Source organism: Paenibacillus sp. GM2FR (genome assembly GCF_002803325.1).
Lineage (GTDB): Bacteria > Bacillota > Bacilli > Paenibacillales > Paenibacillaceae > Paenibacillus_AQ > Paenibacillus_AQ lautus.
Map to the genome: position 1 here is coordinate 2,958,511 of NZ_MKZM01000008.1, position 23,252 is coordinate 2,981,762.

General features: G+C 49.3%; 20 protein-coding genes. 3 read left to right on the forward strand and 17 right to left on the reverse strand.

Annotated elements, in window-relative coordinates; all coding sequences use genetic code 11:
• Nucleotides 1-14 precede the first annotated feature (14 nt).
• The 4 genes from nagE to PAEVO_RS13175 form a co-directional block, all read right to left on the reverse strand.
• The gene (nagE, locus tag PAEVO_RS13160; protein WP_100537959.1) at nt 15-1,490 is read right to left on the reverse strand and encodes an N-acetylglucosamine-specific PTS transporter subunit IIBC; all 1,476 of its coding nucleotides are present in this window, start codon (nt 1,488-1,490) and stop codon (nt 15-17) included.
• A 359-nt stretch (nt 1,491-1,849) separates the two neighbouring features.
• The gene (locus PAEVO_RS13165) at nt 1,850-2,347 is read right to left on the reverse strand and encodes a PTS sugar transporter subunit IIA (protein ID WP_100537960.1); all 498 of its coding nucleotides are present in this window, start codon (nt 2,345-2,347) and stop codon (nt 1,850-1,852) included.
• 1 nt (nt 2,348) lies between these two features.
• On the reverse strand, nt 2,349-3,236 hold the full coding sequence (locus PAEVO_RS13170; protein ID WP_100537961.1) for a BglG family transcription antiterminator: 888 nt from the start codon (nt 3,234-3,236) through the stop codon (nt 2,349-2,351).
• A 275-nt stretch (nt 3,237-3,511) separates the two neighbouring features.
• The gene (locus tag PAEVO_RS13175; protein ID WP_100537962.1) at nt 3,512-6,196 is read right to left on the reverse strand and encodes a CHASE3 domain-containing protein; all 2,685 of its coding nucleotides are present in this window, start codon (nt 6,194-6,196) and stop codon (nt 3,512-3,514) included.
• 250 nt (nt 6,197-6,446) lie between these two features.
• Between PAEVO_RS13175 and PAEVO_RS13180 the strand changes: the two genes are divergently transcribed.
• Nucleotides 6,447-7,013 (forward strand): cupin domain-containing protein, encoded by a 567-nt coding sequence (locus tag PAEVO_RS13180; RefSeq protein WP_243390759.1) that lies wholly within the window; start codon nt 6,447-6,449, stop codon nt 7,011-7,013.
• 67 nt (nt 7,014-7,080) lie between these two features.
• Here PAEVO_RS13180 and PAEVO_RS13185 read toward each other — a convergent pair whose 3' ends face one another.
• Nucleotides 7,081-7,458 (reverse strand): DivIVA domain-containing protein, encoded by a 378-nt coding sequence (locus PAEVO_RS13185; RefSeq protein WP_009590687.1) that lies wholly within the window; start codon nt 7,456-7,458, stop codon nt 7,081-7,083.
• A 237-nt stretch (nt 7,459-7,695) separates the two neighbouring features.
• Between PAEVO_RS13185 and PAEVO_RS13190 the strand changes: the two genes are divergently transcribed.
• Nucleotides 7,696-8,259 (forward strand): TraR/DksA C4-type zinc finger protein, encoded by a 564-nt coding sequence (locus PAEVO_RS13190; protein ID WP_100537963.1) that lies wholly within the window; start codon nt 7,696-7,698, stop codon nt 8,257-8,259.
• A 66-nt stretch (nt 8,260-8,325) separates the two neighbouring features.
• Here PAEVO_RS13190 and PAEVO_RS13195 read toward each other — a convergent pair whose 3' ends face one another.
• The 7 genes from PAEVO_RS13195 to hrpB all read right to left on the reverse strand — a co-directional run bounded on the left by PAEVO_RS13195 (nt 8,326) and on the right by hrpB (nt 16,715).
• Nucleotides 8,326-8,886: a winged helix-turn-helix domain-containing protein gene (locus PAEVO_RS13195; protein ID WP_100537964.1), complete on the reverse strand. Its 561-nt coding sequence runs from the start codon at nt 8,884-8,886 to the stop codon at nt 8,326-8,328.
• An 81-nt stretch (nt 8,887-8,967) separates the two neighbouring features.
• Nucleotides 8,968-10,239, reverse strand: a complete 1,272-nt coding sequence (locus tag PAEVO_RS13200; RefSeq protein WP_100537965.1) for an MFS transporter — start codon at nt 10,237-10,239, stop codon at nt 8,968-8,970.
• 197 nt (nt 10,240-10,436) lie between these two features.
• Nucleotides 10,437-11,441, reverse strand: coding sequence for a Gfo/Idh/MocA family protein (locus tag PAEVO_RS13205; RefSeq protein ID WP_100537966.1), 1,005 nt, complete (start codon nt 11,439-11,441; stop codon nt 10,437-10,439).
• A 42-nt stretch (nt 11,442-11,483) separates the two neighbouring features.
• Nucleotides 11,484-11,843 (reverse strand): replication termination protein, encoded by a 360-nt coding sequence (locus PAEVO_RS13210; RefSeq protein WP_071220214.1) that lies wholly within the window; start codon nt 11,841-11,843, stop codon nt 11,484-11,486.
• A gap of 304 nt (nt 11,844-12,147) precedes the next feature.
• Nucleotides 12,148-13,344, reverse strand: a complete 1,197-nt coding sequence (locus PAEVO_RS13215) for an acyltransferase (protein ID WP_100537967.1) — start codon at nt 13,342-13,344, stop codon at nt 12,148-12,150.
• 230 nt (nt 13,345-13,574) lie between these two features.
• Nucleotides 13,575-14,126: a general stress protein gene (locus tag PAEVO_RS13220; protein WP_100537968.1), complete on the reverse strand. Its 552-nt coding sequence runs from the start codon at nt 14,124-14,126 to the stop codon at nt 13,575-13,577.
• 78 nt (nt 14,127-14,204) lie between these two features.
• Nucleotides 14,205-16,715: an ATP-dependent helicase HrpB gene (hrpB, locus tag PAEVO_RS13225; RefSeq protein WP_100537969.1), complete on the reverse strand. Its 2,511-nt coding sequence runs from the start codon at nt 16,713-16,715 to the stop codon at nt 14,205-14,207.
• A gap of 185 nt (nt 16,716-16,900) precedes the next feature.
• Here hrpB and gluQRS point away from each other — a divergent pair, with 185 nt between their 5' ends.
• Entirely contained in the window at nt 16,901-17,878 is a 978-nt protein-coding gene (gluQRS, locus tag PAEVO_RS13230) for a tRNA glutamyl-Q(34) synthetase GluQRS (RefSeq protein ID WP_100537970.1), read from the forward strand.
• Between the two features lie 123 nt (nt 17,879-18,001).
• Here gluQRS and PAEVO_RS13235 read toward each other — a convergent pair whose 3' ends face one another.
• The 5 genes from PAEVO_RS13235 to PAEVO_RS13255 all read right to left on the reverse strand — a co-directional run bounded on the left by PAEVO_RS13235 (nt 18,002) and on the right by PAEVO_RS13255 (nt 23,168).
• The gene (locus tag PAEVO_RS13235) at nt 18,002-18,382 is read right to left on the reverse strand and encodes a DnaJ family domain-containing protein (RefSeq protein ID WP_100537971.1); all 381 of its coding nucleotides are present in this window, start codon (nt 18,380-18,382) and stop codon (nt 18,002-18,004) included.
• A gap of 110 nt (nt 18,383-18,492) precedes the next feature.
• Nucleotides 18,493-19,290 carry an SDR family oxidoreductase gene (locus PAEVO_RS13240; RefSeq protein WP_100537972.1) on the reverse strand — a complete coding sequence of 266 codons (798 nt, stop codon included), beginning with the start codon at nt 19,288-19,290 and terminating at the stop codon, nt 18,493-18,495.
• A gap of 160 nt (nt 19,291-19,450) precedes the next feature.
• Complete coding sequence (locus PAEVO_RS13245; RefSeq protein ID WP_100537973.1) at nt 19,451-20,293, reverse strand: hypothetical protein; 843 nt, start codon at nt 20,291-20,293, stop codon at nt 19,451-19,453.
• 10 nt (nt 20,294-20,303) lie between these two features.
• Nucleotides 20,304-21,056, reverse strand: coding sequence for a vWA domain-containing protein (locus tag PAEVO_RS13250; protein WP_100539444.1), 753 nt, complete (start codon nt 21,054-21,056; stop codon nt 20,304-20,306).
• A gap of 42 nt (nt 21,057-21,098) precedes the next feature.
• Nucleotides 21,099-23,168: a hypothetical protein gene (locus PAEVO_RS13255; protein WP_100539445.1), complete on the reverse strand. Its 2,070-nt coding sequence runs from the start codon at nt 23,166-23,168 to the stop codon at nt 21,099-21,101.
• Nucleotides 23,169-23,252 lie beyond the last annotated feature (84 nt).

Here is a 23,252-nt window from a genome sequence, read left to right on the forward strand (position 1 = left end):
TTTTGGTTGTTCATTTATTTCTTCATAATTTCCTTGATGTCGTCCTTAATGGATTCAGCCTGCGGTCCGAATACGACCTGAACCGCGCCTTGACCCAGACGCATGACACCGGATGCGCCTAATTTCTTTAACTCCGAATCCTTAACAGCCTTCTCGTCCTTAACCACGAGGCGCAGGCGTGTGATACAAGCATCGATGCTGGTAATATTATCCGCACCGCCGATGTTTTGCAGAACCTTGGCCGCCTTGGACTCATTGGATACTACGCCAGATGGGGACGGCGCTGCTGTATCAGCATCGTCAGAAACCGGATCCAAGTCGTCGTCATCCTCGCGTCCAGGCGTTTTCAAGTTCAGCTTGACGATCAGGATTCTGAACAGCAGATAGTAAACGACACCGAAAGCCAAGCCTACCGGCAAGAGCAGCCAAGCATTGGTAGACAGCTTCAGATTCACCAGGTAGTCGATCAGGCCTGCCGAGAACGAGAAGCCCAAATGCACATCAAGGACATACATGATCAATCCGGAAAGGCCTGTCAAAATCGCATGCACCACATACAATACCGGAGCAATGAACATGAACGCGAATTCAAGTGGTTCCGTGATCCCCGTCAGGAACGATGCCACTGCCGAACCGATAAAGATGGAGCCGACAAGCTTGCGTTTGGACGGCTTGGCGGTATGCATAAACGCCAGCGCCGCAGCCGGCATCGCAAACATCATGATCGGGAAGAAACCGGACATGAACATACCAGCCGTCGGGTCTCCCGCAAAGAAACGCCACAGGTCGCCGTGAACGACTTCGCCCGCGGCATTCGTGTAATCGCCGATCTGGAACCATGCGATGGAGTTTAATACGTGATGCAGACCCAGAGGGATCAGCAAGCGGTTGGCCGTACCGAAAATGAACGATCCGATGCCTCCAAGACCGACAACCCAGTTGCCGAAGGCGGAAATGCCGTCCTGGACTGGGCTCCAAATCATGCCGATCAGCACCGCGAGCACCATCGTGGAGGCTGCTGTGATAATTGGAACGAAGCGTTTACCCGCGAAGAAGCCCAACCAATCCGGCATTTTAATGTTGTGGAATTTGTTATACAGGTAGGCGGACCACAGACCGACAAAGAACCCGCCAAGAACGCCCATATTCAGCTTCACATCATCCGGTATAAACGGCATTTGCAGCGGCACTTGCTCCAGAACTCTTGTAAGCACCATGTACCCAATAAGGGCGGATAGACCCGCAACGGCGTCCCCGGCGAATCCGATCGCGACGCCGATCGCAAAGATAATCGGCAAATTATCCAGAATGGCAAGGGCGCCGGAAGTCATGAACGGAGTTACATATTGATTCAGAAAAGCTCCGAGAGCTCCCAAAGGTATATCCTTTTGATAGTCGATCAATCCAAGCCCCTGCAAGATTCCCGCCGCAGGCAAGGTGGCCACCGGCAGCATAAGGGACTTACCCAGCTTTTGCAATTTAGCCAGCATGTCAATCATCCTTTCAACTTCAATAATTTAGCTTTTACTGAAACCGTTTACATAATGCGTCGAATGAATAACCATTTATTCCCTTCCATCAAGGAACAAAAAGACTCAGAAAATCCTCCTCCTTGGTAGTACATGTATTCACCATTTTAAGGCGGCATGGATGCCATGAATGATTCTATACCAACAAAAAAAGCCAAGAAGCACGGTGACTATAAAAGTAATAGTCCGTTTCTTCTTGGCTCATGCCCATGTTTATGGTAACACGCCTTAAAACGTATTCTTTTGATGTTGTTATCTTAATTCACGTCTTCCTGTTTTGTCAATAACCAATATTTCAATCAATCGCCTATGGAATTGAACTACTTCAATTCAATGGTCATGACAGGATCCTGGCCGGACACGACACTGCCGGTCTGACCGTCAACCTTGGAAGCCACCTCATCCGCATTGGTCACAATAATCGGGGTAATCGTCGGATAACCTGCGGCTTGGATTGCAGCCATGTCGAATTCGATGAGCGTCTGACCCGACTTCACCTGATCGCCTGCTTGAACATGGCTTGTGAAACCTTCACCTTTCAAACCGACTGTATTAATCCCGATGTGGAATAAATACTGCAAACCGGTCGCCGGATCCTCCAGCATCACGGCATGCTTGGATTTGATGACATGCGCAACCGTCCCGTCAAAAGGCGCAATTAATTTGCCCTCGGAAGGCTCGATGGCAATGCCTTGGCCCATATGACCAGCAGCAAATGCCTCATCGGGCACTTGTGATAAAGGCACCGCTTTACCCGACAATGGTGCTGTAAGTTGAATGGCAGTAGCTGTTTTTTTCTTTTTCCAACGATCAAACATATTAAGATTCCTCCCTGGGTTGATTCTTTTGCTGTAGCCGGCCTGTGAAGAGCCGATATAGATGCATCGCTAGAAAGCAAACCTCCGCTTCAGGTACTTTCTTGCCGAGTTCTTTCTCCATCATGCCTGCGAGGCGTGTAGCCAGACCATACTCATTTGTGAACTTGGAGCGGATCTGGTCCGCGAACGGATTATCCACATGGATTTCTTGATTCAACATACGGTCTACCGAGAACCTCAAATGCATCAGAAGACGGACATAATCCATGCTTCCCCGGTCAAAAGCAACCTGCCGTTCCTCTTCAATATACCTTACCAGGCTTCCCACCACATTCGATGCCTTCACCAGATGGCCTACGGGCACATGGCTGACAGCAGAATACACATGATAGGTCAAAAAGCCGATCTCATCCTCCGGAACTTCGATATCGAAGGTCTGGCCGATCAATTCCGCTGCCTTGGCTGCGATATCATATTCTTTTGGGAAGCTGATCCGGGTTTCTTCAAGGAAAGGATTAATAATATCCATGCCTTTACGGATTCTGTATATCGTAAACTGGATATGGCTTGGAAGTGCCAGGTACACCTTGTCATTTAATGTGCCCGGAAATTCCTGTCCAATGATATTGAGTATCTGATCCGTGATCTCCATCACCTGTGGATCAAATTCTTCCAGCAGATGGTGAGCTTGACTCCACTGCTCCCGATCCTCCAGCCTGAAGAGCTTCTCAATCCGCTTATCATCCGAAGCGATCGTTCCGCCTGCTTTGGCGCCGAAGCCAATGCCTTTGCCTAAGATGACGTATTCCGATTCTTTCTTACCGCCGGTGACCATCACGACATTGTTACCAATAACACGTACGACTGTAAACAACTCGATCCCGCTCATAAACTTCCCCCTTTCCTTTAAGTTTAATCAGTGAAACGGCGAAGGATTCATGTCCAAAGAAATGCTGCTATACTTATTCCCCAAAACATTAAAAAAACCAAGAAAAGACCCCATGTGAAAGCTGTCTCTTCTTGGCTCATGCCCTGTTAAGGTAACACGCCGCTTTATGTTGCTGCTATGAATCCATCATAAAACAATTGTCTTGCATTCGTCAACATACGACATCACGACATCATCTTAAGCTACGCCACAGGAATAATATTCGGTCGATTTCCTTAAATCCCGATCCATTGTTGAAGCGTATGGATCACTTCTTGGATATGAATGGGTTTGTGAAGATATCCATTCGCGCCGTCTGCAAGAAACTGATCCGTATCCCTCATCGTGTTGGAGCTCATCACGATAATGGGAAGTTCCGCCCATTCCGGGTTCTCGCGAATCCGCTTCATCGTTTCGACTCCGTCCATTTCCGGCATGACCATATCCAGCAGCACCGCATCAATGGTTTGATGTTTGTATAACATCTCCAAGCATTCGAACCCGTTCTGGGCAGTATGCACGGTCATCTGGAGTTTCTCCAGCACATTGGTCAAACCGTACACGTTCCGAATATCATCATCAACAATCAATACGGTTTTGTACTCCAGACGGCTAGGTACTTCCATGTCGAACGCCTCCATTCGGAGATCACTCCAACTGGCACTGCTCGAAGTGGCAGCTACTTCAGGCAGCAAAAACAGACTTTCGCTGGTGCCATTTTCCGTAATGAGCGGTAAATATAAAACAAAGGTACTCCCGATTCCTTCCTCGCTCTCCACGGTAATATACCCGCCCAGCAGCTTCGCTAAATGCAGCGATATGGATAAGCCGAGGCCCGTTCCCCCGAATCTTCTGGCCGTGGTCTCTTCGCCTTGCTGGAACGCTTCGAAGATCGGTTGAAGATGTTCTGCGGCAATCCCGATGCCGGTATCCTCAACGGAAAAAGCAATAACGTCGCCACTGATCGCAAAATCCGAGGTTACAATCGAATTCATCTTCTTCACCCGTAATTTAACGCTGCCGCTCTCCGTGAACTTAATCGCATTCGAGAGCAAATTACGCAGAATTTGATGAAGCCGCATCCCGTCGCTGTACATCATGTCAGGTAAATCGTCGGCCATCTCAATTTCAAATTCCAGATTTTTGGATTCCGCGCTTTTGGAGAAGTATCCTTCCATCAGTTCTGGGAGCTCCGTCAAATTCACCAAGTCCATTTCGATCTGCATCTTTCCGGCCTCGACCTTGGACAGATCCAGAATATCATTGATTAAATTCAGCAATTCACTGCCTGAATTATGAATGACGGAAGCGTAATGCTGCTCTTCCTCTGTCAGGTTCCCCTGCTTGTTCTCAGCTAAAATCTGGGAAAGAATTAACATGCTGTTCAGCGGTGTCCGCAGTTCATGGGACATATTGGCCAGAAATTGAGACTTATATTTCGAACTCTTCTCCAGCTCTTTCGCATATTTTTCCAATTCGCCGGCTGCAATTAATGCGGCCTCCTTCTGGGCCCCTAATCGTTCGTTCAGCATATGCATTTCTGCGGAATGGGTTTGCAGCTCCTCGGTCTGTGCCTGCAGTTCTTCGGTCTGACTCTGAAGCTCCTCATTCAGCGTTTGGGATTCATGATACAATTGCTGGATTTCCATTTTGCTTTGAATCGAGTTCAAGGTTACCCCAAGCTGGAAATTCAGTTGTTCGATCAGCTGAATTTCCAGTTCATCGAAGGGCTTGAACTTGGCTAATTCAATCACACCAAGCACTTGTCCTTCAAACATAACGGGCGCCAGCAGCAGCGTGGTAGGCTCAGCATCACCCAGCCCTGATTCAATCCGCACATAGTTAGGTGGGATATCGTCCAGAATAATTATCCGCTGTTCCAGCATGCACTGTCCCACCAAACCTTCACCAGGCAAAAAGCGATCTCTGACCTTGTTCCAAGGCTCGCCATCCGGATCGGCAAAAGCAGCTGCCTTTACCAGTTCCGATCCCCCCCGGTTAATAAAAACAGCACCGTACGGCAGCTTCATGATCAATGCCAGCTTATGAATGAAAAACTGTACGGCCGTCTCCACGCGATCAGACGATTGAAGGAGCGTTGACATAACCGAAATATGATCCTTAGCCCAGTTCTGTCTGCCGACTTGTTCAAGAAGCTCGTTGGTTGTGTCCGCCAACTGGCGGACCTCATCATTGGATCGCACATGAATCCGTTGGGAGAGGTTACCGCCTTTGACAATATCGGAGATGATATGAGTTACCTGAGTGATCGGCCTTACGATGCTCTTCGATATCACCAAAGCCCCACATATGGTAATCAGCGCTGCTCCAGCCCACAGGAGATACATCGTATACAATAAATGGGTATTGCTATCCTTCATCTCTTCGATCCTGCTGGTTGTCAGTTCACGTTCCTTGCTTCTAAACGAAAGGAACAGCTCATGAATGGAGTTCATGGCTTGCTGGCCGGGATCGTTAATAAAGAAATGAAGAGCCTCCTCATCCTGTCCGAGCTGCTTCAATTGGACCGCAGGCTGACCGGCGTTGGTGATCCACTCCTTGATATTCTCCTTGATATTTTCCAGATGATTGGCTTGCTCCGAATTATCGCTAACAAGCTTGTACAGCTTGTTATAGTTAATCTGCCAAGACGACAGCGCTTGGTTGAACGGCTCCAGATAGGTATCATCCCCCGTAATGACATAACCCCTTTGGCCAGTTTCCATTTCAAGTAAATTCTTCTCGATTTCGTGCGTAAGATTATGTACTTCGATATCATGCTTCTCTATAAAATCCGCCTCTTGCTGCAGTGAAGAGATGCGGTCTGATACAATCCAGAGAAAAGCTCCAAGACATAATAATATCATTAAATATCCGACTACAATCTTGCTGCGGATGTTGAATTTCAGGTTGTTAGACAAATGGCTAACCTCCCTTGTCATCTATCAGTCTAAGTCTGCTCCTATCCTCATAGTAATTGTTATGAAAATGGTTTACAAGCAAAACCAGTTTGGATGACATCAATGATTCTTTAGTCGTAGGCAGTCAGATTTATACACGTTTGGGCATATATTATAGAGGATCAAGCATGGACAACATTATAGATCTCATTCTTAAAAAAGGAGGAGTCACTCATATGATGACCTTTAAAGCGCTTGCGGAGATACTGCATTGACGAGGCATGTTTATCATCCCAGGAAACAGGCTGAGCGTATAGCGGGCCTCGGAGTTGCGAATGTGTCGTCACTGGAGCTGCCCCTTCTTCAAGGCATGATGATGTCAGAAATTCACCTTGAACGCGGCAAGGGCCTCTCTCCCCATAGCCACCCGGACACGGACGAATTATGTTATGTCATTCACGGAGAAATCAGCTATTTCCTGGTTGATCCGCATACTCATCAGAATCTCGTGTATCAGTTAGTACCCGGTCAGGTGATACACGCCCCGATCGATTGGTGTCACTGGATAACAGCGTTAACCCCTGGAACGATCTTACTATTGATCTATAACACCGAGCGTCCACACCAAATGGACATTGCCCCGGTCTGGGCTTATACCCTCACGGGTCCAGAAGCGCTGCAATGTAATAGCACGATCGCGAAACCTCATTCGAAGGCGCTTATTGCACCTGTCCCGCTACACAAAAAGATGGAGAGTGACGCTTCGGACGAGCCTATGCCGGCGCCACCCTTACTCATGACCGGGTACCCAAACAACAAAACCACACGCAGCCGGTGATCGGCCATGTGTGGTTATTGTTATAGGGACGCTTCTTATGTAATGATTTCGCTCGCAACGTATAACATCAATCAATATAAAATCTTTGTTCAGGACGGATCTGCTTCTTAAGCAAACGCAAGTCAGCTTCCAGCTTCGCCACCGTCTCTTCAATCTCTTCCGGATTCAGTGCCGGGCGTTCTGCTTCCGGCTTAACGCCAGCTCTAAGATCGCGAATCGTGATTTGCTGCTCCTGCCATTTATCCATAAGATCGGAGATGGTGGCATAAAACCGCTCATAATCCTGAATCACTTCATCCAGAAAGGAATCCACTTCCTCCTGATCGTAACCCCGCAGTTTATTCGAAAAATTCTTTTCATGGATAGACAAAGCGTCCAGTTGAATGCCTAGTTGCCGAAATAGCTTTTTCTGTTTATCCAATCGGCGTTTCATGTGTTCATCCATAATGATTTACCTCCAAATATTGGTGCAGCCCTACTTTTTTAGCCTTCTCTCTCTATCTTTGTTTATATCATATTAAGCACCGGGATTAAAACACTCCGGGGCTTTTTTGGAGAATGTTCCAAAAACGATAGGCTGCCGTTCCCATGATTCATGTGATTGTTACCAATCGATTTCGGGTATTGATTTTACATAAGAAGCTTTATTTTGTACTTAGCGAAAGAGAGGAGCGACTTTTATATGACGACGATGACGAAACAACAATACAGTGAACTTAAACGACGGTTGCTCAGTGATAAAGAACGATTGGAAGAACAATTGAAGTCACGCGAAGAAACCAACAGGGACCATTCCCTTCGGGACTCCACGGGAGAACTAAGCGCAGCAGATAACCATCCCGCAGACGTAGGGACCGAGGTTTTCGAACGCGGACGGGACCTGGCCATTCAGGAAACGCTTGATCATGAATTGGAGCAGATCGTGTCAGCCTTGCAACGAATGGACCAGGGCGAATACGGAACCTGTGCCGAGTGCGGCCTAGAAATTCCGTACGAGCGGCTGGAAGCTTTGCCTTATACGGCCTATTGTCTCGAACATACGCCGCGGAAAGATATCAACGACAACCGGCCGGTTGAAGAAGATGTCATGACCCCGCCCCCTTCCGGAGCTGGCGTCAACCGCCAGGCGGCAGACGGTAAATTTGATGACGCTGGCGCGTGGGACGCCGTTGAGGATTACGGAACGTCGACTTCGCCCGGCATGTCCATTAAACCCGGACAAGACGATTATAAGAAGAATGTATGAATTGATTTTGCAAAATAGACGGGAAAGCTGGTACCTGACCTTGAGGTACCAGCTTTCTTTGCGTGATCAAGATTCTCTATGAGTCCGAACATTGGAAGCAAAAAACTCATATTCATCGTAACCTTCCCCGCGTTTCTTTTTATAAGGGGTCAGCATTTTATCCAGCTCAACAAAAAACTCACGCGCTTCATCTTCGCTCATATACAAGGTGGTATTGGTTAACATGGACGTTGTTTCGCCATCTTGACTCATATTTTTGAAGAAACGGTCTCTATTCTGGTCAAACAGCTCGGATAATAATTTGTTCGTTTCAGATCGAATTAATTCCTTGATGACCGGCTCGTCGGAATCTGCCCCGCGTTTGATCTTTACCGTCCCGACAAAAGGCTCATAATATTTAGCAATGATACCGTTGATCTCCTTCGTGGATACGATCTTGACCAATCCGATTCGCTCCAGCTTTTTCATATGATAATGAACTTTAGCAGGCACATCCCCGATCTTGTCCGCGACTTCCTTTACCGTTGCCGGACGGTCCATCTTATTCAATACATTCAAAATCTGGAGCCGATATGGATCTGAATATATTTTGATCTCTTCCAGTGTAGTCAGTTCCTTCGTTTCCACACCGTACACCTCAGCTTCATGTTATTTTTCGCTTCTTTCCATTATAGGCCGACAATGCCGAAATTACAAAACGCGAAGGATTTAAATGGCACGGAAACTCTTCTTCCGAATCAGGAATATCACGGGTAACATCATGATAATTCCCATGATCGAGAAGAGCAAAGGAGGGGATTGATGCTCCGCCACAAGTCCCGTTATCAAGCTCCCGACAGGAATGGCAGCCGTGCATACTACCGACATAAGGGCGCCAATTCTCCCCAGCATGTGCCTCGGCGTTACTTCCATCAGATACGTCGAGATAGGGGCACTAAGCAAAGAGACGGCAAATCCGGCAACAAACATGCAGACCGCTGCAGACTCCACGCGCCATGCCGGCAGATGCCCCGGAATCCCTAATGCAAAATATCCGATCCCGAGCATGATCGACCCTGACATGATCAAGGTGCTTTTTTTGAAGCTCTTGCCGTAACGTCCAATCCATAGCCCGCTGCAAATCATGCCGATCAGGAGGGCCGTTCCTAATACGCTCAAACCTCCGGCTCCGGCACCCAAGGTCTCCTTGACATAGACCGGCTGCAGTACATTCAGGGGAGCCAAACAGAAATTATTGATCATGGCGAGCATCGTTGTTATGAGGAGCAGCGTATGCTGCTTCACAAATAGCAGAGCCTCTTTAATGTCGCCCAGCACCGTTTTAGTCATCTCTGTCTGTGTGGAGGCATCCTTGGCCTCAGCCTGTTCGGCTGCCTCTGGATTCGGCATAAAAGCGATAATCGTGGAGGCAATGAGAAACGTTATGGCATCCATCAGGATCGTTCCCGAAATTCCGATCAGAGCGATAAGGGCTCCGGCGATGGATAAACCGATTAATTCTGCGCTCCGACTTACGGAAGTTGAGAAAGAATTGCCTGCAAGCAGTTTATCCTTGGGCAGCAACCGGGGGACGATGGAGGTCTCGGCGGGTCTGGAGAAGCATTCCAGGGTTGAATTTAGAAACGTGAACAGGAACAAATGCCAGACTTCAAGGGAACCCACAGCGTACAGAAAAGCTGTTATCGAAACCACAATACCGCGGCTAAGATAGGTTAAGGCAAGCACTAGTTTCTTCGGCCAGCGGTCTACATAGGCCCCGGTAAACAAACTAAAAAGTAACCCAGGCAAAAAATTAAAGGCGAACAATGTACCCATTAATAGTTCTGAACCTGTGAGCATATAGACCATCCAGCTGTAAGCGATGGAATCCAGGGAATCCCCGAATCGGGTAATGGCCTGGGCAGATAAATAAATCAGGTAGGGGCGGATTTTCAAGAGCTGACCAAATCCTTGCTTTTCTAAAACAGCGGCATTTTGCATGGTTTCCTACTCCTCTTCGTTAAATGGATAACAACATTAAACTTTTTCAACTCATTAAAATAATATTTACGTTAAAATTATTTTATCGTTAAGTTTATTTTAATGATTTCGAAGAGGAATGCAATAGGTAAAAAAAAAATAAACCGCCATGTTGGCGATTTATTGGGTCTAACGGATATTTTAACCGTGTTGCTTCTTTATTTAATGACCACTCGCGATGAGGATCTGGCTGCTTGAAGACACGCTTCAATGGCTCTGACATTGCTGATGGCATCTTCCGGACCATACGGCAGCGGCGTGCCGTCCATCACGGCTGCTGCCATAGCATCCGCTTGCAGTGCAAAGTGGTTGTATATCCCTACCTTCTCCTCACGGGATCCCTTAGCCGTATGAACGCAGATCTGGGCCATGTCCTCCATCCTCTCCCATCCAAAGGCTGAAGGTAGCTCAATCCTGCCATCGGTTCCCGCGATCTCTAAAGAGCATCGGGAATAAGTCCACATCCCGCACTCAAAGGTAAGCCCCAGTCCATCTTCAAATTCCACCATTCCGTGGACCATCATGTCCACTCCGTCATGCTCCTCAGAAAAAAAAGCATGGGCCGTTACAGCCTTGGGCTCCTGCCCATAAATCATTCGCGCCGCCGAGATGGGATAGCATCCCACGTCATAAATTGAGCCTCCGCCCATATCCTTGCTGTAACGAACATTGCTTTTATCCTCCGCATTGTTGAAGGTGAACGATCCGTGAATTCCGCGAAGCTGGCCGATTTCGCCGCTTTCGATAATTTCGCGTACACGTGCGTGTTTCGGATGATATCGGTACATAAAGGCTTCGGCAAACAGCACATTGTGTGCTTTAGCAGCCTCAGCCATTTCACGGACATCCGCTTCGGTCAGGGCTGCCGGTTTTTCGCATAGGATATGCTTGCCGGCCTGTGCCGCTTTGATGGTCCAAGGCTTATGCAGGTGATTCGGCAATGGAATATATACCGCATCGATGTCGGGGTCCTCCAGAAGCTCGTCATAGGATCCATAGTATTTCCCGATATGATATCGCTCGGCAAGCTCACTAGCTTTTTCTGCATTGCGGCTAGCGACCGCCCCGACTTCACAGCGTTCCGATTTCAATATGCCTGGTATCATTGAATTTCTTGCAATCCGAGCAGTACTCATAATTCCAAAGCGCAGTTTCTTGCTCACGAGGTCATTCCTCCTTTGGCTGCATTCCATTCCGATGGTTTTTTAAAAATTATCGTTTACCGCTTTATGAAGGATCCCCAAACATCGATCCAAATCTGTTTTAACCTGTTTTTTGTAGAGTTTAGCTTTCTCGGCACCGTCATCGGTAAAATGATAAAGAACGATTTCTTGAAAATCGACCCGCGGATCATTCCCTTTCAGCTGCTTGGTACGGTATAGTACACCCTCCTGCACCAATTCATGCAGCGCCCGGTAAATTTCGCTTTGCGGCGGTGAATACCCATGGCTCTTGAATTCTTGCCGCAGTTCTTCCAGCATCTGATATCCGTATCCGCGCTGCTGCTCCACCATGGTAATGAGATATACTTTGATAAAAGCACGCTGGGCGATCATAAATGCCATCTGGACGCCTCCTCCTTCACGAGCTACTTGTCCCATAATATACCTAATTATAACCCACAGTTTCCCAGTTTGCACAATAGGAAGCATTCCCCTCTTTTTAAACCAAGAAGGCGTAGCTTGAAACGTTGTCGGGTATTGGGTGAATAAAAGTGATGCGATGGCGTCTATATTTTTATTGTTGTGAATTTTTCATATGTTGAAATTATATAGTATGTGATTTTTCATCTGTTGCTTTTTGGGCTGTTGGCGTGGATCGAAGGGTTGGTATCACAAAAAACCCACCCTCAAGGGTGGGTTTAATTCTTCACATCCCGGTGGATGTACCGGTTGTGGGGTGTGATTTGCCGTATGGGCGAACACCGCCATTTTTTCTTGTTCCAGCGATTCCCACAAGCCACTTCCCGAACGGCAGCTTGGCGAGCAAGCGTGTGGCACCGTAAGCCAAGCCCACGCTGATGATCCATGAAGAGAGTATCCGAACCAGAGGGTGCATGCTGATCAGCAAAGATTCATCGACTGCATAGCTTATACGCAGTGTCAAAAGATGCATCAGGTAGGCACCATACGAATAGAGGCCAATGGAGGCAAGAAGCGCATTCGCTCCCGCCCCGGCATGACGACATATCCAGCCGGCCACATCGTACATGACCAATATAGAGATAATCAGGAAAAGTGCCATCATCGGACGAAGCAGTGATAAGGAATAGAACGTGATTGTGCCATTCGCAGTGGAACGAAGTTCATTAACGGCCTGCATGAGCATCCATCCGAACAAAAATGCGAAGATGAGCCATATAGCCGGCCGTGCCTTTTGAATCCATTTTTTCCAAGAGTCATGGTATAAACCGGCTGCCGCCCCCAGTGCAAAATAGAAGAAATAATAAAGTGCGTTCCGATCTGCGTAGGTTGTGAACAGCTCACTCCATACCGGGATATTCAAGCTCCCCATCCATTGGCCAATATCGCTAATCATTCCTGTCAAACCCACGTACAATAGTCCGGATAAGACCAATATCTTAAGCTGCGTCTTCCAGCCCCATCTTTCTTTGATTCCTAGTATAGCGGAGCGGAACAGCGGGTACAGCAGATAGAATTGAAACAGCATAATGATGTACCAAAAATGCGAGCTCGATTTCCCGGTTAGCCATACTTCTCCAAGATACTTCCAGTCCTCAATGACAGCAGGATGGAACCTATGATTGATCAATAAAGTAATCAAGGTCCAAACCGCAAACGGAACGTAGATGTCACCAAAACGCCTCTTGATGAACCTTCCGTAATGCAGCTGACCTTTATCGTTATAGAACAGCACCATGCCGGTAATAAAAATAAAGACGGGCACAGCATATTTCGTCGCCATCAGAAGAACTGCCATCATCAAACCATCACCTGTCGTCATTCCCGGCGCGACAGAATAATGCGCAATGGAGTGCTGTAAGACCACGGCTAGAAAAGCAATTCCCCGCAGGCGCTCGATTTCCGGTATTCTTTCTTTGGGCATACTGCTCCCCCTTCGTCTGACTTCGTGTGAACCCCCCTCATTGTAAGGGAGACTGCCCTTGATCGGGTAATCCAATTATTTACTGATCCTAATGTTATAAGCAAAACGAAGGTTGATCTATATGGTTATGTATCTTAAGAAACACATCGATCGAAGTACCTTAACAGAAGACAGAACGTTGTTGATAACTATATAAAAACCGGCTCCATTCGGAACCGGTTAATGTTTCCTTACAGCAGCGTTGTCCCTCGCGGCGGAAGCCTGTCGTCCCGATCCAGATCTACCGCTCCGGCACGGCCCTCGTTTCTGTAATCATAATCGCGGAATATATCGTAGATGCCTGTATTTTCTTGATCAGCATCAACCAATACCAGAATCCGTCCTTGCTCGATATGAGACTCGTACTCTTTCGCCTCGTCTTCCGGAATGCCAAGGCCGATAAAACCACCGACCAACCCGCCGGCTCCCGCACCGACTGCTGCGCCGGTAAGCGTCGCTGCTATAGGTCCTGCGGCAAGAATCGGGCCGATGCCGGGAATAGCCAAAGCCCCGAGTCCTGCCAGCAAACCTGCCGTACCTCCGAGTATGCCGCCTGTTGCTGCACCTGCAGCTACCCCTTCAGGTGCCATCGTCCCCGTCTGCTCGGCAATCATATCTGCTTCGCGTTGATCCTTCGCTATAATGGAAATGGCATCGTTCGGAATCCCATGCCGTTGAAGCTGCTCGATGGCTTGAGCCGCTTCCTGTTCCGAACGGAATACTCCAACAATTTTCTTCTCCATGATAAACCCTCCTTATCGGTGGTCGTTCATATTTAACATTACCCGACGGAGGGGGAAATTAAACGTGACACTGCTGTGTTAAGCCTTGGGCCGGGTCCGATGGGTTGCAGTCGCCTCCATGGGATCATCAGGCCAATAATGTTTAGGGTATCTCCCCTTTAAGTCTTTTTTCACCTCGAAATAGCCGCTGCGCCAGAAACTGGATAGATCCGAGGTCACCTGAACGGGCCTTTGGGCGGGTGACAATAAATGCAAGGTCAACGCAACCCGACCCTCGGCAATCCGCGGCGTATCCTGGAGTCCGAACATCTCCTGCAGGCGGACTGCCAGGAACGGTTGTTCAGGGTCACTGTAGTTAACTGGGATCAAGGACCCGCTCGGCACCCTGATATGAGTCGGCGCTTCCTTCTGAAGCTGCTGCTTTTGCTCCCAGCTAAGCATATGCTCCAAGAGCGTTCCCGGAGCAAGACGTCTTATATCATTTCGATTCCGCAGCCCTTCCAAATAAGGGAGCAGCCACTCCTCCGCTTGATTCAGCAGGCCCTCGTCCGAAACATCCGGCCAATTTCCCTCGGGATCATGCCGGAACATAAAGGCCAGCCGCTCTCTCAGCTGCAGTGCTGGCTTGCTCCACTGCAACAATCCAAGGCCCTCCTGCCTGATTCCTTGCAGCAGGGCTAGCGCTATTTCCTCCCCAGTCGGATTCGAATAGGCTTGTTCCTTGATAACGAGGGCTCCAAGCATCAGCTTCTGCCTCGCCCTGATGCTGCCGGAAGCAGAATCCCATACGACCTCTTTACGCTGTTCCATCTCGTCATAATAATACTTATCAAGCCATAATTCATCCATTTCAGAAGCAAGCTGAATATTCCCGTCTGCGCCTTGATCATCAACGGCAGCGACCACAATATACTGGGCACGGCTCATAGGCTGAACCGACACCAATTTCACACCTCTGCCGCTGCGCATCAGAAACCCGCTTCCTCCCCTGTTCTTCGCAATCCGTTCCGGGTAGGCAAACGACAGTAATAGGCCGCAGAAATTCAGGTTCCCGCTTATCGTATATGCGACATTTAGCTGTGTATGCAGTTTCCTGATCTCTTGTTTCATCCGCTGGAGCACGGCTTCACTTGTCATGTCTTGCTCAGCCGATCGCTGACCCTGGCGCTCAAACAACAGAAGACGCTCCACACGCGATCGCAAATCCTGATCCCGTATGGCCTTACCTCTGCTCATGATATCACGCTCCTGAAGCAGTACAGCGATTCGGATGGCCAGTGACGCCTCACCTATTTCCTGTGCCCTTATCAGCATATGAGCCAGCCTCGGATGGAGCCCAAGCAGCGCCATCTCACGGCCATGCTGGGTGATACTTCCCGAATCATCCAGAGCCGACAGCTGCCTCAATAAAGCTTGTCCTTGCGCAAGAGCTGGTCGCGGCGGCGCATCCAGCCAGGCAAGCTGCTCCGGATCACGCGTCCCCCATACCGCCAATTCCAAGGCCAGCGGCGTCAGGTCGGATTCACGGATCGCCGGAATGGTGCTTTCCGGCAGATGTCGATGCTCTTCCTCACTCCATAAGCGATAACATACACCAGCCGATACGCGCCCGGCCCTTCCCCTTCTCTGATCCGCGGATGCCCGGGATAACCGTCTCGTAATCAATTGCGGCAGTCCCGTTCTCGGCGAGAACACCTCTGTGCGCATATAACCGCTGTCAACGACGGTCTTGATTCCCTCGATCGTAATACTGCTCTCGGCAATGCTGGTAGAGAGTACAATTTTACGCCTGCCGTTCGAATCGCGTCTGATTGCTTCATCCTGCTTCTCGGCTGGAAGCGCGCTGTATAACTCCCGAATGACGACATCTTGGCTTAAACCCGTTCTTACTAATTCGTTAGCGGTTTTCCTGATTTCACGGGCGCCCGGTAAAAATACAAGGATATCGCCTTGCTGTTCGGAGAGTGCCCGCAAGATGGCATTCGCCGCACCTTTATGCAACTCGTCGAGAGAGAATGAGCGTACATAGTGAGTAGATACTGGAAAAGCACGCCCTTCGCTAACGATGACCGGTGCGTCGCCAAGAAGCCTCGCGACTGGCTCAGCCTCAAGGGTAGCGGACATGACGAGCAGCCTTAAATCTTCCCGCAGCACCGACTGGGATTCCATCGCAAAAGCCAGGCCGGTATCGGCCTGTAAATTTCGTTCATGGAATTCGTCGAATATAATCATACCGATGCCGGTCAATTCCGGATCATCCTGCAGCATGCGCGTCAGGATGCCTTCCGTCACGACTTCGATCCGAGTGTTCTGACCGATCTTGCTGTCCATTCGGACGCGATAACCGATCGTCTCACCAACTGCCTCTCCCAAAGAGGATGCCATATAACTCGCGGCCGAGCGCGCTGCAATTCTTCTGGGCTCCAGCATGATGATCCGCTTGCCTTCCAGCCAGCTTTCATTCAAAAATGCTAAGGGCACCTGGGTCGTCTTCCCTGCACCCGGTTCAGCAATCAAAACCGCATGGGTTCCAGTAGATAATGCCATTTTCAATTGTGGAAGTATGCGGTGAATCGGTAATTCAGTCATGGATACATCTCCGTTATCCTATCAAATATCAATATAATCCCTTAATTATATAAAACAGCCGATGTACGTCAAGGGGAGCTGCTTGTGCCACGGCTGGAAAGTATCGATATAATTGCGATACAATATGAATATCATTCCCATGTAAACATAAACATCAAGATTCATGTAATCGGAAGGTGAAATGTATGGAGTTGCATGCCACATTTCGCGGCCGCTTTGCCCCTACGCCATCAGGAAAGATGCACATCGGCAATGCGTTGACCGCTTTACTTGGATGGCTGCAAATCAGGAGTATGGACGGACAATATATACTTCGTATAGAAGATATCGATGTGCAGCGTTCTCGCCAGGAGCTTGCCGTGGAGATGATGAGAGATCTGGAATGGCTCGGCTTGGATTGGGATGAAGGTCCCGGTCTTGCCGAGGCCTACGGACCTTATCATCAGGCGGCACGCCAAGCGTTATACGAGCGGGAAATCACAAGGCTGAAGGAATCGAATAAACTGTACCCCTGCTATTGCAGTCGGGCCGACATAACGGCTGCAGCCAGCGCACCGCACGGCATTGCTTCGGAAGGCCTCCGCTACCCGGGAACCTGTAGAGATTTATCTCGGGAGGAAGCGGCGCTTAGAGCGCTTCATAAGAAGCCTTCGCTGCGGATGAAGGTACCGCAAACCATCGTTTCCTTTGTTGATGGCATCGCCGGAGAGCAGTCCTATTGGCTATCCGATGGGGGAGACTTTGTGGTTCGCAGAGCAGACGATATCATCTCCTATCAACTCGCGGTGGTCGTTGATGATGCGTTAATGGGCATAACCCATGTACTTCGAGGAGCCGATCTACTAGACTCCACCCCACGTCAGCTTCTCTTATACCAAGCGTTAGGCTACAAGCCGCCACAGTTTGCGCATACCCCATTGATGGTAGATGCGGAAGGCAGAAGGCTCGCCAAGAGAACCCGCGGACTTAGCCTCTCATTTCTTCGCGGCCAGGGCATCATGCCCGAGCGCATCATCGGCTGGCTGGCTTGGACCGCCGGTCTCCTGGAACATCCGGAATCCGTTCGCCCTGCGGATTTAATTCCTGTTTTTGACTTATCGAAAGTATCTTCTGCCCCGATAAAAATAACGGAACATGTCAAACGTCAGCTGTTTGAATCCTGATTGCGATTCATCGAAATCAGGGATTCATGAGCAATATTCAAATTACGTTCCTTCATATCCTGATAAACAATCAGCGCCAGCACTTTCATCCTCAATAAGAGAAGAAAGGCTGGCGCTGTTCTGTTATTCCTCATGGGTTAATCGTTCCCTGACCTTGGACTCATACTGCGTAAACGCGCTATTCCCGCTAAACCCCCGCTGTTCCATCAGCAATTGCAATCTAAGATGCTTTTCATTCAGCTTGCGTTGAAGCTGCTCCTGCTCACCGTCGTTCCGGGCAGCACCGAGCAAGTCATACAGCTGAACGCATTCCTTGCGAAGCGTAACTTCTTCAGGGACATAACCCGCATTTTTCATGATGCGGTAGGACATTCTCAGATCCTCCGGAATGTGCGAAAGATCGTCGATCGGAAGTTTCTTCCCGGCAAGAGGCAAATGATCGAGCTCTCCGTTGCGGATCGCTTCTTCGATCTTCTGCTCAGCCAATCTGGAAAAGATGCTCATGATTCCCCAGCCTCCTCCTTTTTTCCTTCGTCCTCCTCATCATATAGCAGCGCCTTGTATATTCCAAGTTCTAAACGCAGGGAACCCTCAGGGTGTTGCTCCTGATCCATTTACAAGAGCGATTCGGCTCCATCTATGAAGATTTGCGCCCCGGTAATGTGTCTGGATTGATCGGAAGCGAGAAACGCCACCAAATCCGCCACCTCTTCAGGTGTACCCGGACCGTCAGACAGCGGCTGACTCCCCTCGGGATATTCCACCGGAATCACGATCTCCTCCAAATCTCCCTGTTTCTTCGTGCTTTGATCAATGTTGGTGGATATCGCGCCGGGGCAGATGACATTCACCCTGATTTTGAATTTCGCCAGCTCCAGCGCGGCCATCTTCGCAAAAGCCACCTGTCCTGCTTTAGTTGTGCTGTAGGCGCTCATCCCAAAGTTAGAGAAGGTTCGGGTGCCATTGACGGAGCTGGTAATGATAATGCTGCCCTGTCCCCGTTTCTTGAGGTGCGGAATCGCATATTTGACCGTCAGAAACGTACCGTTCAAATTCACGTTCAGCGTCTTGGTCCATTCCTCCAGCTTCATTTCATCAATGGGCGTCATCACGCCGTTAATCCCTGCATTGGCGAATACGATATCGACGCCGCCAAAAATCTCCACCGTTTCGAGGACTGCCTTCTCTACCCGGTCAGGATCTGTGGTATCCACGTCAAAGGCTCTGGCGGAACCATCGCGAATCAAGTTGATCTCCGATTCCGCTTTATTCGTTCGGTCATCCAACAGATCGAATAAGGCAACATTTGCGCCTTCCTTTGCCAGCTGGATGGCCGCAGCCTTCCCAATGCCTGATCCGGCTCCGGTAATGATAGCTGTTCTCCCATGAAAACGTCCGTGTCCTTCATTCATTATTCACACGCTCCTTTTAATCGTAATCCGTTATGCATTCATCTGTCACAAGATTACCCAAAAGGAGTTGTTTTATAATCATGATTTCTAATTTTTTGCACAAAAAAGCCGGACCTTTGGGTCCGACTCAGCGTTTATTCTAAAAAACATTCTTAGAAACCTACCAAACAATCTCCAGAAAGGAAGCATCATCTTCCAGGCCGTCGGTATGGCGAGCATTCATTAATACTTGCACTTCCTCATCGGGAATCGGCTCCTTCATGGGATCTAGGTCGTTGAGCCCATCGCTGTACAGCTGAAGCCGATATTCGGTCTCCGGGTCTAATTTGCACGAAAACACATGAGGGCTGCCTCCGATCGGACCACTTCGGGAAGACCAGCGTTCCGACGTTCGGAAACGATCTCCGAATACCGAGGTGATCTCGTCTTCCTTGCGCCACAAGCGTACCCTGGAGTCACCCTGCCAGGCGAGCCACAACCTCCCTTTGCGACGAAAACCCGAAGAAAGCTCGATGCGACCGCAAATGTACATGGCTTCGCTTCCCTTGCGCTGCTTCTCTTCCAGTACTTCTCGAAGCAGCTTGGGCGTTTCGGAGCTCAGGGAATGAGTCCGCATTTCACGATCAGCTTCATGCGTAAGTTCTTTCAGTTTGCGTTCAAGCGATGCGGATGTGAGTTCCTCAACCGTTTCCAGCCAGTTCATCAACCCCTGACCTAACAGACGTGAGGCCACATCGCCTCGATAACTCAATCCGACACCATCACACAATACAAAATGGCACACATTTTCATTCATCTTTAATGCAATGAAATCCTGCCCCATCTCGGAGAGCATGACAGACTCCGCCGCTCTGCCATACGCATAACGACATGTGAACAAATCTTTAATCTTCGTAATCGGTTCTTCCACGGTCTGCTTGCTCTCATAATAAAACGATGCGGCTTGAGCCTTCCGCTTACGAATTCCCAACGATTCCATGCTTCTTGCGTATGATCGCTTCATCTGTGACCTCTTACCTTACCGGCGTGGCAGCTGACATCTGAAACCCGATGGACACCAGCTCAGAGCAAGTGCCTGGGAGCATCATCAAGGCTCCCGGGCTCAGTTGATAATCTGCCTCAAGCAGCATTTCTCGATAACTTTCGGGAAGAACCGAAGACATCATTTTAAGTTTACGCGCGTGTTCATCCTCAAGCGAAGTATCAGTCAAAATCCCTTTCCAGCGGCGCGGTTCCGATATCGGCTGATTCATCAGATGATCGGAAATGAAGATATTCTCCACAAGCACGTTGCCGTCCGGAACGCTCATGTTCATGATGCGGCGGGCAATCGGTTCCGGATCCTCTCCCGTTGCCACACCATCCGTCATGTGGCACACGAGCGGCGCAGGACAATCCTGCATATTCGGAATCTCCGATTGCAGGATTTTCTCGGCCTGAAGGAACGCTTTCGCCGAATCGGAGAACCGCTTAGGGGTCAAATCCGGAAGCGAGCCGATCGCCGCAATTTCATCAATGCCCTTAATCCCGTTTAACAAATCATAGACATCATCGCTGTATGCAAGGATTGCAATCCGGTACCGGGGCGTCAGGCGATTGCCTTTGGTGGAGCGAAATACCATTTGCCGAATGGCCAAGGACAATGCTTCGTAAACTACGTCGATCCGCCTGCGGTCCTCCATCAGCATATTCATGGACGCGCTGATATCAATCAGATATATAATGAGCGCTGGCGTGCGCTGTGATGCTTGAATGGTATAGTTCATCGTGAATAACATTCACCCCTGCATTTCGTCATGTTTAATTCTTTACAGTTTTGGTATCCAGTGGCTGTCGTCACTTATGAATTGCTGCAGATTGTTAAGGCGGGTGCTCATTTTACCAACCGTCTTATAATAAGCCTTATCCTTGTTAAACAGCTCTATGAATTCACGTGCGGCATTCTTAGCACGGTCTTTGTTGCCGGCTACCTGCGCATTATACGCCTTATTATATAGGGCAACCAGTTCTACAACGTTTTGGGAACGCTGCTTCTGGAGCATTGCGGCTTGGGCTTCTTGGGCCGCTCTTGCTTTCGCCTGGCGCTCTGCCTCAGCTTTGGCAGCCGCTGCTTCCTGGGCCGCTCTTTTCTTCTTCTCTTCCAGCTGAGCTAAGTACGCTTCATACTTGGCTTGATTGTCATATTTCTCTTGCAATGCCTGCTTCTTTTTTTTCTCTTCAAGCGATGCCAGATAAGCTTCATACTTCGCCTGCTTCTCATACTTCGTCTGAAGCTCGGCTTTCTCCTGTTCCTTCAGAGCCTGTTCGGCTTCTTCAGCCTTCTTGGCCTCTTCTGCCTTCAAGCGCTCCTCTTCCGCTTTCTTAGCCTCTGCTTCTTTCCGGGCAGCCTCTTCCTGCTGCTTCCGCGCTTCTTCCTCTTGCTTACGCGCAGCTTCCTCTTTCTCCTGCGCTTGCTGCTCGGCTAATCGCTGGGAATCCAACTGACGGTTCTCTGCTTTCTCCGCCAAAATCTGATTCACCGTAATCGCAGAACCTGCCAATATGACGATAGCCGCAGCGGTCGAGAGCATGAATTTACGGGATAATAACAGTGCTTTAAAGCCTTTGTTGGATGATTCTTCAGCCGGACGAAGCTGCTCCTCCAGCCCCTGTATAGCGGCGGCAAGCTCCACTTCAAGCGGACTGTCCTTCTTTACGAAATGATACGCGGAGCGGAATATTTCCAAAGCACCGGAAAGATTACCCGCATCCTCCAGATCACGCGCCTGATGAAACAAGCGTCCAACCACATTATCGTTGACCTCCCGGGTGCCTGGCTCAATTCCGAGCGATGCCATAATTTCGGCCGGCACCTCCTGGGGAGTTTCAGAACGGACTTCATCCGAATTGCCGTCATGGGCGGCGGCAGCGGCTATAACGGCTGGGACTTCCTCCACCACTTCTTCCTCACTTAAAGATGATAATGCAATCAGCCACTCACCAAAGGTAGGGCAGCTGCTCAAATCCTGACTGTCCCAGGTTCTGCCGAACAGATCCGAAATCCGTGTACCCCAACGCTGACCCAGCGACTTTTTCAGTAAAAAATAACGCTCGCACGGGGTCTGCATTTCATGCTGATCAAAATAGCTTTCACCCCATGCCCGATTAACGATTGCCGGATCGCTCCATCCCAGCATTTCCGCAATGATAACAGCACCTGCGAAACGATCGGCATAAGAACTCCATAACCCGCTATGCACCGTTCGATGAGCCGCATACCCAGGAGAGCCAGCAAGCAAAACATCAGGTCGATCCATTTTGGGGCTGTACATCTGCTCCACATCGACAAGCTCAACGGCGGCAGCGCCTTCCGGCAGCTTCACTTCCGAAAAAAACGGAAGCATGACATTAGGCGCAGACAGGTCACAGTGGGCTAATCCGCGCTGCTCCATGCTTGAGCCGATGGCTGCCAATGCCTTGGCAAGCATCAGACTTTCAGAACGTCCCAGATTACGCTGATCGCTTATAACGTCAAACCAAGTACATCCATGAATCCATGGCATGATGACCGCGTAGAGCAAATCCGGATATTCCGCTATCAAATCTCCGTTTCTTTCGGGAGTGAGCACCTCTCGACTGCTTACCTGCAAACCCGGTATCTCGCGATAATTCCCCATATGTTCGGATTGATACACCATAGCCGGAATTCTGAACTTAGGAAAAAAGACTTTTAGTGCTTTGGCTTCATGCAGCTCCCCATCCACAGGGATCAACTGGTAGACGATTCCCTGCCTCCCAGCTTGGGCATAGGCTACGCCTGGCGCTGCGGGATGCTGCCCTACTGTATAAGCCGTTCCATTTACAACAATCCCATCGCCCGGGTTTGGCTGAAATGTCATGAACGTCATCCTCTCTTAACTCCGTTACCTAACTCTATAACTCTATTAACCAGATTGTTATATTCTAAACATCCAAAATTGCAA

What these genes read in the sequence shown, in the direction of transcription:
- nagE (WP_100537959.1), bottom strand. Translation starts at nt 1,490, where the DNA reads ATGCTGGCTAAATTGCAAAAGCTGGGTAAGTCCCTTATGCTGCCGGTG.
- PAEVO_RS13165 (WP_100537960.1), bottom strand. Translation starts at nt 2,347, where the DNA reads ATGTTTGATCGTTGGAAAAAGAAAAAAACAGCTACTGCCATTCAACTT.
- PAEVO_RS13170 (WP_100537961.1), bottom strand. Translation starts at nt 3,236, where the DNA reads ATGAGCGGGATCGAGTTGTTTACAGTCGTACGTGTTATTGGTAACAAT.
- PAEVO_RS13185 (WP_009590687.1), bottom strand. Translation starts at nt 7,458, where the DNA reads ATGGATGAACACATGAAACGCCGATTGGATAAACAGAAAAAGCTATTT.
- PAEVO_RS13190 (WP_100537963.1), top strand. Translation starts at nt 7,696, where the DNA reads ATGACGACGATGACGAAACAACAATACAGTGAACTTAAACGACGGTTG.
- PAEVO_RS13200 (WP_100537965.1), bottom strand. Translation starts at nt 10,239, where the DNA reads ATGCAAAATGCCGCTGTTTTAGAAAAGCAAGGATTTGGTCAGCTCTTG.
- PAEVO_RS13210 (WP_071220214.1), bottom strand. Translation starts at nt 11,843, where the DNA reads ATGGCATTTATGATCGCCCAGCGTGCTTTTATCAAAGTATATCTCATT.
- PAEVO_RS13215 (WP_100537967.1), bottom strand. Translation starts at nt 13,344, where the DNA reads ATGCCCAAAGAAAGAATACCGGAAATCGAGCGCCTGCGGGGAATTGCT.
- PAEVO_RS13220 (WP_100537968.1), bottom strand. Translation starts at nt 14,126, where the DNA reads ATGGAGAAGAAAATTGTTGGAGTATTCCGTTCGGAACAGGAAGCGGCT.
- hrpB (WP_100537969.1), bottom strand. Translation starts at nt 16,715, where the DNA reads ATGACTGAATTACCGATTCACCGCATACTTCCACAATTGAAAATGGCA.
- gluQRS (WP_100537970.1), top strand. Translation starts at nt 16,901, where the DNA reads ATGGAGTTGCATGCCACATTTCGCGGCCGCTTTGCCCCTACGCCATCA.
- PAEVO_RS13235 (WP_100537971.1), bottom strand. Translation starts at nt 18,382, where the DNA reads ATGAGCATCTTTTCCAGATTGGCTGAGCAGAAGATCGAAGAAGCGATC.
- PAEVO_RS13240 (WP_100537972.1), bottom strand. Translation starts at nt 19,290, where the DNA reads ATGAATGAAGGACACGGACGTTTTCATGGGAGAACAGCTATCATTACC.
- PAEVO_RS13245 (WP_100537973.1), bottom strand. Translation starts at nt 20,293, where the DNA reads ATGAAGCGATCATACGCAAGAAGCATGGAATCGTTGGGAATTCGTAAG.
- PAEVO_RS13250 (WP_100539444.1), bottom strand. Translation starts at nt 21,056, where the DNA reads ATGAACTATACCATTCAAGCATCACAGCGCACGCCAGCGCTCATTATA.
- PAEVO_RS13255 (WP_100539445.1), bottom strand. Translation starts at nt 23,168, where the DNA reads ATGACATTTCAGCCAAACCCGGGCGATGGGATTGTTGTAAATGGAACG.